Origin of the sequence: Phytobacter diazotrophicus (genome assembly GCF_052061655.1) — a bacterium.
GTDB lineage: Bacteria > Pseudomonadota > Gammaproteobacteria > Enterobacterales > Enterobacteriaceae > Phytobacter > Phytobacter diazotrophicus.
This window is the reverse complement of sequence record NZ_CM125428.1, coordinates 725,375-739,259: the sequence shown is the minus strand read 5'-3', so window position 1 is coordinate 739,259 and position 13,885 is coordinate 725,375. Positions and strand designations below refer to the sequence as shown.

Below are 13,885 nucleotides of genomic sequence, written 5' to 3'. Positions count from 1 at the left end.
ATGATAATGATTATCAATTAAGTACTTTCCGGCTCAATCGGGCCTGACGATCAGCCAATCAGCGGATTTTTCCCGCCTCTCGCCTGTCGGTGCACGCGCTCGACTTTGAGACACAGGGAAGCATCAGGGGCAGCAGGTACGGGCACCTGGCAGGTTTCAGAGCTACGAGGGATGTTGTTGATCCACTCGATAACCTCACTCAGATACCAGGCCTTACGGCCCTGAGTGACCTGTACACGCACCGGAAATTCACCGCGTGCTTCAAGATTAATCAGGGTGCGGCGGCTCAGCGTGGTCATTTCCATGACCTGATTCATATCAACCAGGCGCTCACTCATGCTCATCTTGTCTGCCAGTTCCATCAGTTCCCCGGCAACAGCATCCGGATAGAGTGCATTGGCGGTTGCCATCAGGCTGTTTTCTTTGTCTTGCATTGCTATCCCCTCAGACGATTGCCAGCGGCTGAACCGAAATACCTGAGCCAACGAACGCGGCCACCTTAGCTGAAAGCGTGGTTACATCTTCCGGCCAGTTCAGGGCATCCACATTCAGCACACCAGCCTTATAAACCTGTGCCTGTGTCTGGCTCGCTGTATTGACAGCGATAGCCGACACGTAGACAGCCTGCCCCGGATGTGCACCATCCCATACAACAAGAGCGCCGCTGGTGGCGTCCAGCATTAGCGGAGTGAGTTCAGGGATAACGCCCTGCCCGCCAGCGAAAATACCCAACGTGCTGACCAGCGCCTCAGTACCGGCCACCAGCTCAGTGTAATGTGCAGACATGTTTACTCCTTAAGCCACGCGAACGGTGACAAAGCGGTTAATACGGGCCGGGATAGGCTGTGGTGCTGAGTGGGTCTGAACATACTCAATCGCCGGGTCACCCGGTACGATGTAGTTTTTGGGCGCCATTTCAGCTTTTGTGATCCCTGTCCGGATAAGTTCAGGATCCTGAATGCCACCGTAAGCAACAATCCCCTGCAACGCGGTATTACCCAGGACCATTAAGTCAGGATCGAGGAAGTGTTTTTCCGTGCCGTCTTCGTCGGTATAGCGACCGCTGTACACAACAATTGCAACATCCCCCATATACCCTTTGAAACTCACGGAATCACCCAGGTCTTTAAGCGCGGTCTCGAGCTGGGAATTGGAGCCACGGCGAGTATCAAGGGCATCTTTAACCGCTTTGAATGAGCGGTATTTTTTCCAGACATTACCGCCCATGATGATAATATTGGTCACGCCTTCGCTTAGTTCGGCATAAGTTTCTATATCGTCATTAGGATCAAAGGTTGTTTTGTCTCTACGTGACCATGCCGCGTCACCAGCCTGGATAATGATATTTTGCAACTTGATATTCCAGTCCAGCTCATAGCGGGCAATACCTTCACCCTCAATGATATTTTTCCCTGTAGTAATCGCCTGAACCGCCAGCCACTCGATGCGGGCACGAATAGCAACCGACTGCTTGAGAATGGCCTGTTTCACTTTGAGATTGCGGGTATCTGCGGAGTTGAAATTCTCCGGGGAAACACCAGCCGGACGAACCGCCAGCTTGTTAGGGTCGATGCTGCTTTTGGGTTTCATATACCCCGGACGAATGTTTCTAGATTCGTACCCTTCGTCACGGGCAACTTTACTGCCAACCATTGGCGAGCAAAATGCAGCTATAGGAATATTGGGGTCATCGATTTCATCCAGGATAATATCGCGGGTTTCGAACGTGGCTACACGTGTGAAAAATAAGTCCGTAAAAAGGGTTTTCAGCTTTTGCTGAATATCCTCAGCACTGACAACCCGGACAAGTGCTGCTGGGGTGTATAAATCTGGCATATGTTTACCTCAAAAAAATAAAGAAGGATGAAGCACAGCGATAATGCTATCACCGGGAAAGGAAATATGATTGAGTGCAACCATGTGCAATGAAGTGCAATAATGTATAAAGTACCTTTCTGTTAATTCCGTACTGCTAAATATCTGATATTGTTTTCCCGACTCCTGATGTGAAAGTTGTAAAAGTTGTGAAAGTTTTCAGTAATTGTAAAGGCGGGCAGCGCAGCCCGCCTTTTTTATTTGCCGCTAGCCTAATGAAGACGGCCATAAATCGAATGTCTCCACCAGAGACCGAATATACATTCCCGCCTGATCAATCGCCGCTGCCTGCATGAATCCCGCCACCATCTCAGGGTGTTCTCTGGCATAGCCCGTGCCAAACTGTTTATCTATTGCCTCCACAGCCTCCCGCATCCAGAGAGACGCGCTACCTGCTGATTTTTTCTCAACCATTCCGGCTTCCAGCATTTTTTCACCTCATTTTTTTCGCCGTATATATACAGAAACTGCGTGGTTCACGTGGTTTACGTGGTTCAATTTGTAAAGACTGTTGTTTTATAAGCATTATTTACAGAAACGTGAACCACGTAACCCCCGTTTTGAACCACGTAAGGGCTTTTTTTACGTGGTTCACTCTGTTGCAGCTTTTATACGTGGTTCAAACAGGCGCTTTCGTGGTTCAAAACCCCTGTTTCGTGGTTCAGTCGTGGTTCATCTTTTTAATATAAAATACAGTAATAACATACACATATCATTCACACATACCTAATGAACCACGTGAACCACGTAAAATATCACTCACACATGTAAGTTACTCCCGCTCATCATCAGCCCGGTACTGAAGGACATAAACGTTAATCTGCCGCCCATCAACACGCGGAGACTTCTTCTGGAAGCGCTGACCATCAGCGGAGGGTGACAACATACCCGCACTGGCCAGCGCTCTCGCAAACTGAGTGACGTTAAAGTTCTTCGCAATCTCCCCCTCAAACGCTGCCGGGAACGTATAGAACACCATCGGCGCATCGTCATGGCTGCTCTTGCGCTTTCGATACCCGGCAAGGTTGCTGATTGGCAGGCTGGCAGGGTCATAAGGCAACGGTGCAAACCGGCTCAGGCCATAGGCATTAAGAAATGCTTCGCACTGCTCAATGATTTGCTGGTGCTCTTTGTTTCCGGTACCGAACTCTTTCACCCAGGCATTAAAGCTGTGCTGGATGGCATCACGGCTGGCCTGTTCACCCCATCCGGTGACTGGCGCCCCCGTCACAAGCGCCGCCTCAAGAATGGCGAAACGCTCCGCCACGCGGTGTACCTGCTCGCCATAATCAGCCGGAATAAGGCCGCGCCAGCGTGCCTGCGCATCCCTCACAGCCTGTTTAGCCTCCTGCTGGTGGCCTGCCAGCCATTTAACCCACTCACGCCCCGCCGCGCCGTGGTTATCAGTCCAGGCTTCTTTCAGCGCGTCGGCGTGGGCCTTACCGTTCGGCAGACCATTAAAGGCCGTCGATTTCTCCATCGGGATATTCAGCAGGCGCACCAGTTGACCCGCCTTAACCTTAATTCCACCAGCGGAAAGGAATGTATCTATATCCATTTCCCCGGTACTGATCGCCACCGTTCGCCAGCGCTTCATCTCCCGGTTGCCGCCTTCTTTGGCCCCCTGTAATTTCCCGGCGCCATTGAACAGGGTGTAGGCAGACGTGGCCACATCGCGGGCATTACTGCCCTGGCCGATTTCATCCAGCGGTAACAGCCCGTCATTGTGTGCTTCCGCTTCGTTGGCAATCCCCAGCGCGGTACCGTACCAGGTCAGACGCAAAGCATCCGGCTCCCCCCACAGGCTGCTCGCAATATTGGCGGTAGTGGTTTTGCCTGCGCTGGACTGCTCAAACAGGTGAACGCCAAAGCCATCAGCGCCCACCAGCCCGATAAGCGGCGCTGCCAGTGAAGCGGCCACGCCCAGCATCATGGACGGATTACCCGTGCACAGGCGTGCTACCGTGTCGCGCCAGCTCTCCGGCGTACCAGCGACGGCATACCCGCCCGCCGCCGCGCTGCGACCGTTAAACAGGATAGGCGTTTCCGGCTCTCCGATGACTTCCCCGTCAGGCATGATGTACGCGCCATGGTGCCAGCCGGATGTGTGACTGATGCGCCATTCCTGCCCGGTTCCGCTTTGCTGCAGCCAGTCGGCCAGAATGGCCCGCCCGGTGCTTTTGGTGGTGACATTAACGCCCCCCGCTTTCAGCGTTCGCCAGCCGTCACGCTCGCCAATATCGGCACAGGGAATGGCGCGGGTAACGTCCTCATTGCGGTTCTGCATTTTCCAGCGCAAAACCAGATAACGATCAGCCCCGTCACTACCGGCACCCACGACCACCAGCGGGGAACAGAGCCACATTTCCTGATGGATACGCTCACCGCTTTCCCTGTCCACTTTTGGCGTGATCCAGAAAACACCATCGTCCCGGCTTTCCACCCGGGGTTTCAGCTCATCGCCGGGTTTCTTATCCCGCAGATTAGCGACCGGGAGACTGACCACCGTGCTGTTGCCGTTCTCCGCTTCTGCTTTCAGCCTGGATAATTGCTCCGTCCATTCTTCCGCCGGATCCTTCTCATACATGCCATTAAACAGACGGGCAGATTTAACGCCAGCAAAGGCCAGTTTGGTGGCAATCAGCGTCAGGTGTTTTTCGCCGATTTCCCCGGCACGAATAACCCGGACACACTGACGGTCACGATCAACGATACGCAGGCTCTCCAGCTCCACCAGTTGCTTTTTGTCCAGATAGACCGGCGGCACATCGTCACCCGCTTTTTTACCCTCGCTTTCTGTCCAGTGCTGCGCGTGGGCGAATGCGTCCGCACCCGCAAAAATAATCGCCTCCGTGAATTTGTCTTTCGGCAGATATTTAACGTTTGGGGCATTCTTCATTTTTTCGCTCTCCCGGCGGCGATCATCGCTCTCAGCGTTCTGATTTTTTCGGCGGTATTGTTGGTCTTACACCACTCGCCGAATGTCTGCCTTTTCACTGGCACAAACTCTTTTTCAAAGCGCATCAGCGATGATGTGCATTCGCCGGAATAGCCCTCCCGGATAAAGGTGATACGGTTCTCCGTGACCGTTTTAACCGTGACGCGTTCGCCGCGGCTGTCCTGGTAAATATCGCCGGGCAGGATCTCAGGATGAGCGAGGCCCCCGGCATTAAGTCCGGTATTTTTCTTTCTCATGGCATTAACCCTTTTCGGCTGGTGTTACGCGATATCCGGCACGTTCAAGCAATTGATTGAACAGGCTCGGCGTTCCGATAATTTCATCCGGCATCAATCGCATTTCCGACTTCACAAGACCGTTTTCCATGTAAAGCATGATGCGGCCGGAAAAATCGAGGGGGACGTTGAGATCCACATTAAGCATCGGAATCTGGCTATGCATGGCGCACCTCCCCGGTATCGAACGCCAGCGACATTCCGGAGGCGTAATCGTGGAAAGCAAAGCGGCAGGGTGATTCAGTACGAATCTTTGCGGCAAACGTCAGGTTCCAGCCGGGGAATGCCTGGCGAGCTGCGTTCTCAGTGTCTGCATTGAAACGTACGATGACTGGCGGGCAACCGGAATGGCGTTTAGGCGTAGCCAGGAACAACCATGTAAATTTGGGGAAAGTTTGGGTATGCTCTTTCATAGCTGCCTCGTTACTTGTGATAACGGTGGTAGTCAGAGGCCCGTTGGTGTTGGTAGCACCCGCGGGCTTCGCTGTTTTTGTGCCTTGCCGAAACAAGGTGTGTATACAGATTAAAATTATATGTATTGCACAGTCAAGTGTTTTAATAACACACTTTTTGATATACTGTATGCACACCAAAATTAAACAGGATCTACTCATGGCTACTGGAAACGTTAACAACAAGTCGCAAATGAAAAATGTCCGTTTTCCACACGATGTTCTTGATGAGCTCGAAAATGTAAAAACTCCCGGTGAAACAACAGCAGGTTTCATTGTCACCGCAGTACGTAGCGAAATTGCCCGGCGGCAAACTGCCACAACTGGCCCCGAGAACGTGCAGCTCGAGCTAAATAAAGCACTTGAGACACTGGCCCTCATTGGTGATATCGGAGAGCAAGCCGTCAGCAATGCCCGCGCCATTGCAGCCCTCGCGAAAGAAGAACTGCAGCGCCACCAGCGTGAGGATAAAGGGGCTAAGTGATGAAAATAACTAAAGAAGCATCTATGACTAAAATTCGGCAGGCTTTCAATGGATTTCACGTCGAATTTATTGACGAGGGTTCGACCGCAATAAGAGCCAGAGTATTTTTTGATGATCAAAGGCTCGCTTGCATAAATCTGCTTCCTGTACCCAGGAGTTGTTATGAAACCCCCGAAAAGCTTGCTCAATGTATCGACGAGATAAAAATCGATTTCGATGCAAGATATGCCGAATACCTTAACAGCTAAAACTTTAGTGAACTTTAGTAGGCATTTTTTTTGCCCACCAGCATAAGGGTTGTTATGCTGAATCTGTTTCGTTGTACAGCACTGGCGGCCATGCGGGGCCGCCTTTGTTTTATCTGCCATATCCCACCTCATGCCGTCTGCGTTCTGCGGGTGGAATCAAGATAAGCATCAAGATCGGCTTTAACGTAGATGACCTTACGGCCAACTTTATGGAAGGGGATTTTTACCTTGCCCGTATGCGCCCAGTTCGCCAACGTCTGTGGATTTACGCCAAGGTGATCAGCGGCTTCACTGCGAGTGAGTTTTTTGGAAGGGTTTGTATCAGCTAAGTGCATAAGTAGCTCCGTGTATGACTGGTTAACAACGGGGCAACTGTATAAATAGTGTTAGAGCACCAATAGACTGGCACAACCGTTATGCGTAGTGCATAGCGGCTATGCAATCCCTAAGCGCTTAATCACGCACTAATGAAAATGAAGTCCTTTTTGCTGACTGTTCAGGTCCTAAACCTGCAGCATTAGCCCAGCGCCTCAATGAGTCCTCACTGACGCCGCCATTAAACTCATTCCTAATAGCTTTAAAGAGAGCTTTTTTGCTTGCTCCCGGATACCTTTCCCAGGTTCTTCTCAACATCGCCATGGCAGCATCATAATTTTTATTTCTTGGCTTTTCCGCTACCTCAACCATTTTTGCTTTATAGGCATTTTTTTGAATGTGGCGTATGACATCTGGATAAAATGTTTCTCTCAATTTATCAGCAAATATTTTGTCCAAGATTAACTGAGAGGCGGTGTTATCAATTAAATGCAAGCGTATCGCCGTTTTGAAAGCCTCTGTATCTTCCTTGCTACACGCCACTCCGCGCTCAATAAAGAACACTCTACGGTCATCATCATCACCATAGATGCAAACATATTTCCATTGTTCAAGTTGATCATCCGGAATGTATAAAACCTCGAAAGTATCTAGTTCATCATTTGTAGTAAGTAATTTTATAATACCCAGAAGGTCTCCCTCACCTTCATTTAGCAACCAAGCATTTCTTGATGCTGATTTAATGGCTTCTTCTATCCTCCTTGAGAGATTAATCATTTTTAGCCTCATTAATCACGGGGTTTAGCAATTCAAAAATCAACTTTCTTTTTTGCTCGTCACTTAAACTTTTCATTGCCATTCGTAATTGGGCATCAATACTTTTTTCACTTGCTAACTGTCCGGCATATTCCAGAATTGCTCGCTCTATCCGGGTAGCCGGCTCCATCAACTCATCAGCACCAAAATGCAGATAACCTTGGGTAACATCGGCGCTACGCATTGTGCGGTGATTCATCAACCGCTTTAAGATGTAACTACCCACGCCCACCAGCTCAGAGACGGTACCGAACGTTCGGCGGGCATCGTGCCACTTGAAAGGTATTGGTTGAAGCATGTCGGGATTATGAGCCGGAATAGTGGCAGCACTGATACGATCCAGAATGTGCCGATATTCTTTGATAACCCCTTTAGCTCCGGGAAACACCAGGACAGCATCAGCAGGTTTAGTTTTCAGTCGGCGACGGAATAAATTAAGCAGTGTTTGGGTGATTGGTAGTTCAAGCGGATCGCCGTTTTTGGTTGTGTCTATCCAGAAATATCGACCGCCCAGATTCACTCGATCCCAGGTAAGGCTAAATATTTCAGACTTACGCAAGCCGGTAAACATCGCCATTTCGACCGCGTCACATACAGCAACGGCTATATCATCACGGCCTTGCTCAGCAGCATCACGCACCGCAGCCACCGCCCCCAACCAGCGGGAAAAATCATGCGTCCGGATACGTTCGGTTTTCCTGACCGTGCCATGCCATTGACGTTGGTGCTCAGCACCAGTGTCGGCGGGTCGGGTAATAACGTTTTGCCATCATCATCACGGTAATGGTCATGAGCAAATCGGTAAACAGCCCGTAATGCCCTGGCCCATAAATCGGCTTGCGCCTTGCTGCCAGTTCCTACACCAGCACGCAACGTCGATTTATCTGCACCAAACCAGACAGAGCCGTCTGTAACTGCTTTATGGCGAGATTCAACCCGTTCACGCGAAACGCTGGCAAGCGGCTGTTTCATCCAGTCGCCGGAAAAATTCTGTAAGGTGGCTCGATACTGTTTTTCGGTCGCAGGTTTGATCCGGTGGCCGCGATTCTGGATGTAGGTATCCAGAGCCTCTCCGAGCGTAACAGACGCTTTATCATTTACCCGCTTTACAGCATTTGGATTTTGCCCTGTGGTAGCAACATCGCCCAGGAGCTCAAGCGCTTTCGCCCGAGCATTATCGATGGTGAGATCAGGATACCGCCCCAACGTTGCACGGATAAATTTGCCGTTACGTTTGCGTGAAATGCAGAAGCTTTTAACACCAGAGATACCGACGCGAACGCGCAGGCCATTAACGGCAGTGTCGCCATATTCAACCTGCCCGCGTTCGGCAGGCGGCAGACTATCAAGTTTAGCCTTAGTGAATTTGAAGGTTTCCACAAACACTCCGTACCAAGCGATCAGGGTATCCTGCAAATCGCTTGTTTTGCTCCAGGATACCTATAGGATACCTCAGCGGAGTATTTTTGAGTATATACAGTTATTTATACAGTGGTTTCCAAAACAACTAAGTAATTGATAGTTATAAATAAGTATTTAAAAGTAACCAATTGATTCTTAACTCATAATCGCTTGGTCGCTGGTTCAAACCCAGCAGGGGCCACCAAATTTTATCTTCAAAATCATACAAATAGACCACTCTTTGCAGTGGTTTTTTTGTTTTCAAAATCAGCAGTGTCGCAAAATTGTCGCATGACATTTTCAATTACGCATGTGACTGGCGAGTTTTCCATATGCATTGCGCTGTTACATAGCTTTCTAACTGGTTATTATCTATACGAATGAGTTGTCAGAGTGGGCTTTCAGGTAAATCATTTCAAGCTTGAGGGAACAAATAATGTCTGAGAATGATGTATGCACGAGTAGAAACATCCCAAATCCAATTAAACGAGAAGTTAGGCAACGATGCGGGTTCGGATGCGTAATCTGCGGAATGCCGCTTTATGAATATGAGCATATGGAAGAATGGGCAACTGTAAAAAGGCATGTTGCAGATGAGATCACGTTATTATGTGATAAACATCACAAGGAAAAAACCAACGGATGGCTACCCAAAGAAGAGGTTAAGAAAGCCAACGCAGATCCCTTTAACTTACGTGCCGGAGTATCCCCCCCCTACACTCTTCACTTCTCTGGAACAGAAATGAGTGTAAAGATTGGTACTAACGAATTTTTTAGTTCAATAGATGAAACTCAAACATATTCAAAAGCAATACCCGTAATGGTCGATGGAATACCTCTGATTGGTTTTGTCTTTCAAGATGGTCACATCCTTCTTAATATACATATCTTTGATAGAGCAAATAACCCATTACTAACCATCGTAAACAACCAACTTATCTACAATACATATGCTTGGGATATACAGCTTATAGGGACCACACTGACAATACGAGAAAAAGAGAGGGTAATTCTTCTGGAGCTTCACTTTCAACCGCCAAATAAAGTGAGTGTTACTAGAGGAAGTCTCCTTTGCAACGGAGTTGAATTAAAAATCGAGGGAAACGATGTAAAAATTAATGAATCAGGCATTGCCAGCGGAAATAAATTTTGCTGTACAGTAGGTATCGCCATCGGCGACCGCAGTCGCGGCTTCGGTTCAATTGGATTAGGATTGCAAGTCAATCGACGGTAAATACTAACAGTGAGCCGAAAACTATGAAATTCGGCTCACTCAATGAATCAATTAAATAGTTGACTTTAAAAACACTTCTAGTCGTAAGCGATAGAATTGAGTTACGACATTTTTCATTCTAAAACTAAAAGATTTTCCTCGCAAAGCCACGCTACTACTCAGCCTCCACTGTTTAACAATTGCTTGCATACTCACAATTATTGCTCTACGAACTCACGCAAAAATAAAATTATTATTATTTTTCTGATAGTTATGTTTTCTATTCGATTAACTATCAATCCTAACTACTGAAAAACACTGAAATCTTTTTCAAACTTTTCAGTTTGCAGATTCGCGCAAACCCCCAGCAATGGCGCGCCCTGGCGGTGTGGTTTGTAGAAAAATAAAACTGAAAAAATTACCCGATCCAAAAACCGCAGGCGGGTGCGGTGTAGCGCCGTTTTTGTCTGCGGCGTCTTTATTTTGTTGGGGTATGGCTGCGCCAGCCTGCCGGGGTGCGCCTGATCGTTTCGGGGGATTACTCGCGGGTGTTCTGTCGGGAGAGGCGCTCACAGCGCATTGTGGAGCGTCTGGCGAAGGAACATAAAAAAGCCCGCACACTGGCGGGCTAAAATGAAGTCATTCAGGCAATGATAGCGGCGTATTTTCCCCTGGTTGTTCCTGCTTTTGTCGCCGTCTGCGTAAACGCGCCAGACTGTACAGACGCGCCCGTTCCGGGGTGTGTATGGCTGGCACACTGACTGGCCAGCTCCGCCAGCAGGTCGATAGTGTCGAGTAGCATGGTCAGGGCATTGGTCTGTTCGGTGCCGATATGCACGGTCTGGCCAATCACCTGCTGACCTGCGGCCACGCTCCTGCGCAGTGCGGCAATCTTTTCTGTCAGCGCGCCGCGCGTCTCGATATCGATATTCCCGGCCACCCTGCTGGACTGCCGCCCGTCAATCTCGGTTTCGGCATCACCCTGAATACTGGCCAGATATTTTCCGCCTGCGGCCATCGCATAATCGCCCGTGACGACCTGCTGAACAGCTCCGGCCATCAGTGTGGACGTACCAAGCACGGTTGTCTTATCTGTCGCTTTGACCGTTGTTTCCCGTTTGACCAGTTCCCGCTTTTCGCTGTCGGCGGTCACTTCGCGGGACATGGACGTCTCGCGGATGGCCTGATCGGTCTGCCGCTCCCAGTCGCCGCCCTGGGTAACGCGGTGCGAAACCCCCTCGCGTTGTTGTTGCAGCTGCTCGCCGGGCTTCACGTCCGGCAGGCTTGTCCCGTCCGGCAATGTCTGGCGTACAAACGGCTTATCCGGGCGTCCGCCTGTAAACCCCACTTCGACCAGCGTTCCTTCTGGCGGAAACTGGAACATCCCCGAATCATTCCCGGCCATAGGAACCGGTAACGGCACAGCGGAATAAACCGGGGTTGTTTTATCCGGGTTACCGTCTGCGTCAAGCAGCTGCACATCAACGGCATACCGAGGGCGGAACGGATCGGCAAAATTGCCGCTTGAAACGGGTTCACTCGCCGCCACCACGCGCGCCATTTTCGGCAGATGCAGCCCGCTGGCCAGCTCCGGGAACTGACTTTCAATCTGGCGCTGAATGGGTGATTTTTGCAGGGGTTCGCCCGTGATTTTATTGCGCGGCGTCCAGGCAATATCCATTGTGTCGTTTGTGAGCGTGACTTTCGTCAGGCGCTGGCCGTTCACTTCCACACCCGGACGCAGTGACTGGATCAGAGGAATGGTCATCGAATTTCCGGCTGCATTGCCCTGGCTGAACGCGTGGGGGATTTCCACCGGACGCCCCGCGAACAGCGGCAGACTCAGCGCCACCTGCGTATATGCTGCCATCCGGCAACTGATACCAGATATAATCCCTGACCGCAAAAGCCTTACCCAGACTGTTAAGCAACTGGAAGCCCGTGCCGGAATGGGTGAAATGCGGAATGGCCGTGCTGCTGTAACCCGCATCCGGCACAGTCACCGTGATGCCGCTGTTTTCCGTCAGCCAGCGAGGGTATGGAATGAAGTGGAAGCAAGATTATTAGGTCTTAATTAACGGCTGGATAGGGATAAACGCCGGTAAATTTTTATTATTAAGAAAATGGTAAGCACACCGAGCAACGCAGACATCAATCCAAGAAAAATCGGCACCGAGAGAGTGACTGAGGTGCCCACCGAGGCTTGTGAAATCGCTCAGCCGTGCGAACTGCTTAGGCGTCAGTACACGTATCACTATTTCCGGGATAGTTAGAAAGAAAAAAATCACGACCAAAAACTAATTACCGTGTTTCCATTTTTTTCATAACGTTCCCTGCCTGGCCCGTGCATTGTGATCGATTATCAACTGACTATTTCACTCATGCTTAATCTGAGTTAAAGCACAACAAACTTTTCCAACGACATACACGCCAATAATTCCGATAAAGATGGATGACAGACCAATGAAAATCATCGCCGAGAGGAATGGACTGAATAAACCACCCAAACTTGTAAAATCGCTAAGTCTGGCAAGTATGTCATTCGGAACCTTCCTTAAGATGACCTCAGGAATTATTAGAAAAGAAATAATTGCCGCCAAAACATAAATAAGGATTTTTCGACTTTTTTTCATTCGCAACCTTGCCCGTGTGAGCGACCATGATCAATCATTAAACATTAATAATACGCTGATGTCCTATATAAAGCAGAAAATCTGAGAGAAAGCATATGAGGCTGCTGATCGTTCAAGCAAACTGGCTATTTCTCTGATAATTGCTAAATTGATTGTAAGTAGCGCTGATTTTCAGGAATCTTATATTAAGAAAGTAAATGAAATGTCCACCTGGTTTGTGAAAGCCACGGCATTGTATGCTAAAGCTCAGATGGCCGCATTAGCAGCAAATAAACTGAAATTTCAGGATGCGGAATATTACCAATTACTTTATCGAGAAAAGCTGGAAATGCTATACTTTCTTATTGAACCTCAAATGTCTAAAATAATCCATGAAGTAGAGTCTGGCAGGAACAACGAGGAAGTCATTGGCGACGCTTTATATGAAATATTGAAAAGATGAATTAATTATTGTTATTCTTGTGGGGAGCCCACTCTCACTTAGTACCCATCGCACTCATTCTTGCTGGGGTATATTTGTTTATTCAATTCATTCCCGACTATTTAGGGACACTTACTTTTTTATGGTTTATTATCGTTTCTTATTTTTATATTAAATATAATCGCTGGTATTAGCACCGCATTTATTACAGCTAAAATGCTCCTCCGTTGGCAGATTGAGTATGCCGGAAGATCTCTAAATGTGAATGGCACGATTATGCGGGATACTTACCCCAGCAGGGGCCACCAAATTCAAGGGCCTAAGTGAAAACAGAGGCCCTTTGTCGTATTAAAGCCCAGGTAAGAAGCTAACTGAGATTCGCTTAACTTGCCGGGTCAAACTCGACGTTAACCCGCGCCCGCAGCTCTTCCTTCATATACGAAGTAAAGTATTCAGGGTTTTTAATCACCACGCGGTCAGCGGACTCGATTTTATCCGCCCATCCCGCCACCTTTTTTGTGAACTCCGGGTGCCACCCTTCCCGCTCCCCTCGCGCGATAATCTCCTCGGCGTGAGCTGGAACACCAAGCTCTTTCAGATACTTAAACATCCCCTTCACTGTACTCTCATCCATGGAATGTGGTGTTGAGGCTGATGTGTTCATACCGCCAATAAAGTCCAATGCTTTCTCAATTACTGTTGGCATATTCGTATCCTTAAATTAACCATCTAATAATCACCTCTTCACTATGACCTGAAATGGCGAAGAGTCTGCAATTGATGGTCAAATCTG

Annotated in this window: 15 protein-coding genes and 2 pseudogenes; 3 read left to right on the top strand and 14 right to left on the bottom strand. The window is 49.0% G+C overall.

The window, feature by feature from the left end:
- Nucleotides 1–50: 50 nt before the first annotated feature.
- The 8 genes from ACS0RQ_RS03630 to ACS0RQ_RS03595 form a co-directional block, all read right to left on the bottom strand.
- Nucleotides 51–434, bottom strand: a complete 384-nt coding sequence (locus tag ACS0RQ_RS03630) for a helix-turn-helix transcriptional regulator (RefSeq protein WP_090089190.1) — start codon at nt 432–434, stop codon at nt 51–53.
- A 10-nt stretch (nt 435–444) separates the two neighbouring features.
- The gene (locus ACS0RQ_RS03625; RefSeq protein WP_334632700.1) at nt 445–786 is read right to left on the bottom strand and encodes a head decoration protein; all 342 of its coding nucleotides are present in this window, start codon (nt 784–786) and stop codon (nt 445–447) included.
- A 9-nt stretch (nt 787–795) separates the two neighbouring features.
- The gene (locus tag ACS0RQ_RS03620; RefSeq protein WP_334632702.1) at nt 796–1,836 is read right to left on the bottom strand and encodes a major capsid protein; all 1,041 of its coding nucleotides are present in this window, start codon (nt 1,834–1,836) and stop codon (nt 796–798) included.
- A 246-nt stretch (nt 1,837–2,082) separates the two neighbouring features.
- Nucleotides 2,083–2,304 (bottom strand): hypothetical protein, encoded by a 222-nt coding sequence (locus ACS0RQ_RS03615; RefSeq protein WP_334632704.1) that lies wholly within the window; start codon nt 2,302–2,304, stop codon nt 2,083–2,085.
- Nucleotides 2,305–2,647: 343 nt separating this feature from the next.
- Nucleotides 2,648–4,774: a DUF927 domain-containing protein gene (locus ACS0RQ_RS03610; protein ID WP_334632706.1), complete on the bottom strand. Its 2,127-nt coding sequence runs from the start codon at nt 4,772–4,774 to the stop codon at nt 2,648–2,650.
- Nucleotides 4,771–5,070, bottom strand: a complete 300-nt coding sequence (locus tag ACS0RQ_RS03605) for a DUF4222 domain-containing protein (protein ID WP_334632708.1) — start codon at nt 5,068–5,070, stop codon at nt 4,771–4,773. The genes ACS0RQ_RS03610 and ACS0RQ_RS03605 overlap by 4 nt, the downstream gene beginning before the upstream one ends.
- A gap of 4 nt (nt 5,071–5,074) precedes the next feature.
- Complete coding sequence (locus ACS0RQ_RS03600; protein ID WP_334632710.1) at nt 5,075–5,275, bottom strand: hypothetical protein; 201 nt, start codon at nt 5,273–5,275, stop codon at nt 5,075–5,077.
- A complete protein-coding gene (locus ACS0RQ_RS03595) occupies nt 5,268–5,522 on the bottom strand; it encodes a host cell division inhibitor Icd-like protein (protein ID WP_334632712.1) in 255 nt (84 codons plus the stop codon). The genes ACS0RQ_RS03600 and ACS0RQ_RS03595 overlap by 8 nt, the downstream gene beginning before the upstream one ends.
- Before the next feature lie 199 nt (nt 5,523–5,721).
- Between ACS0RQ_RS03595 and ACS0RQ_RS03590 the strand changes: the two genes are divergently transcribed.
- The gene (locus tag ACS0RQ_RS03590) at nt 5,722–6,045 is read left to right on the top strand and encodes a YlcI/YnfO family protein (protein ID WP_334632714.1); all 324 of its coding nucleotides are present in this window, start codon (nt 5,722–5,724) and stop codon (nt 6,043–6,045) included.
- 376 nt (nt 6,046–6,421) lie between these two features.
- On the opposite strand, the gene ACS0RQ_RS03585 is transcribed toward ACS0RQ_RS03590, so the two are convergent.
- The 3 genes and pseudogenes from ACS0RQ_RS03585 to ACS0RQ_RS03575 form a co-directional block, all read right to left on the bottom strand.
- Nucleotides 6,422–6,628, bottom strand: coding sequence for a helix-turn-helix domain-containing protein (locus ACS0RQ_RS03585; protein ID WP_334632716.1), 207 nt, complete (start codon nt 6,626–6,628; stop codon nt 6,422–6,424).
- Between the two features lie 118 nt (nt 6,629–6,746).
- The gene (locus ACS0RQ_RS03580) at nt 6,747–7,385 is read right to left on the bottom strand and encodes a hypothetical protein (protein WP_334632718.1); all 639 of its coding nucleotides are present in this window, start codon (nt 7,383–7,385) and stop codon (nt 6,747–6,749) included.
- Nucleotides 7,378–8,804 (bottom strand): annotated as a pseudogene (locus tag ACS0RQ_RS03575) (site-specific integrase). The gene ACS0RQ_RS03580 and the pseudogene ACS0RQ_RS03575 overlap by 8 nt, the downstream one beginning before the upstream one ends.
- A gap of 457 nt (nt 8,805–9,261) precedes the next feature.
- On the opposite strand from ACS0RQ_RS03575, the gene ACS0RQ_RS03570 reads away from it, so the two are divergent.
- Complete coding sequence (locus ACS0RQ_RS03570; RefSeq protein WP_271849968.1) at nt 9,262–10,059, top strand: hypothetical protein; 798 nt, start codon at nt 9,262–9,264, stop codon at nt 10,057–10,059.
- A 622-nt stretch (nt 10,060–10,681) separates the two neighbouring features.
- On the opposite strand, the pseudogene ACS0RQ_RS03565 reads toward ACS0RQ_RS03570, so the two are convergent.
- Together ACS0RQ_RS03565 and ACS0RQ_RS03560 are read right to left on the bottom strand one after the other, a co-directional pair.
- A pseudogene (locus tag ACS0RQ_RS03565) lies at nt 10,682–12,068 on the bottom strand (hypothetical protein); the annotation flags it as partial.
- 345 nt (nt 12,069–12,413) lie between these two features.
- Complete coding sequence (locus ACS0RQ_RS03560) at nt 12,414–12,671, bottom strand: hypothetical protein (RefSeq protein WP_271849967.1); 258 nt, start codon at nt 12,669–12,671, stop codon at nt 12,414–12,416.
- Nucleotides 12,672–12,873: 202 nt separating this feature from the next.
- Here ACS0RQ_RS03560 and ACS0RQ_RS03555 point away from each other — a divergent pair, with 202 nt between their 5' ends.
- Nucleotides 12,874–13,113, top strand: a complete 240-nt coding sequence (locus tag ACS0RQ_RS03555; protein WP_271849966.1) for a hypothetical protein — start codon at nt 12,874–12,876, stop codon at nt 13,111–13,113.
- Nucleotides 13,114–13,474: 361 nt separating this feature from the next.
- Here the strand turns inward: ACS0RQ_RS03555 and ACS0RQ_RS03550 are convergent, their stop codons facing one another.
- Complete coding sequence (locus ACS0RQ_RS03550) at nt 13,475–13,798, bottom strand: DUF1889 family protein (protein ID WP_039078157.1); 324 nt, start codon at nt 13,796–13,798, stop codon at nt 13,475–13,477.
- Between the last annotated feature and the right edge of the window lie 87 nt (nt 13,799–13,885).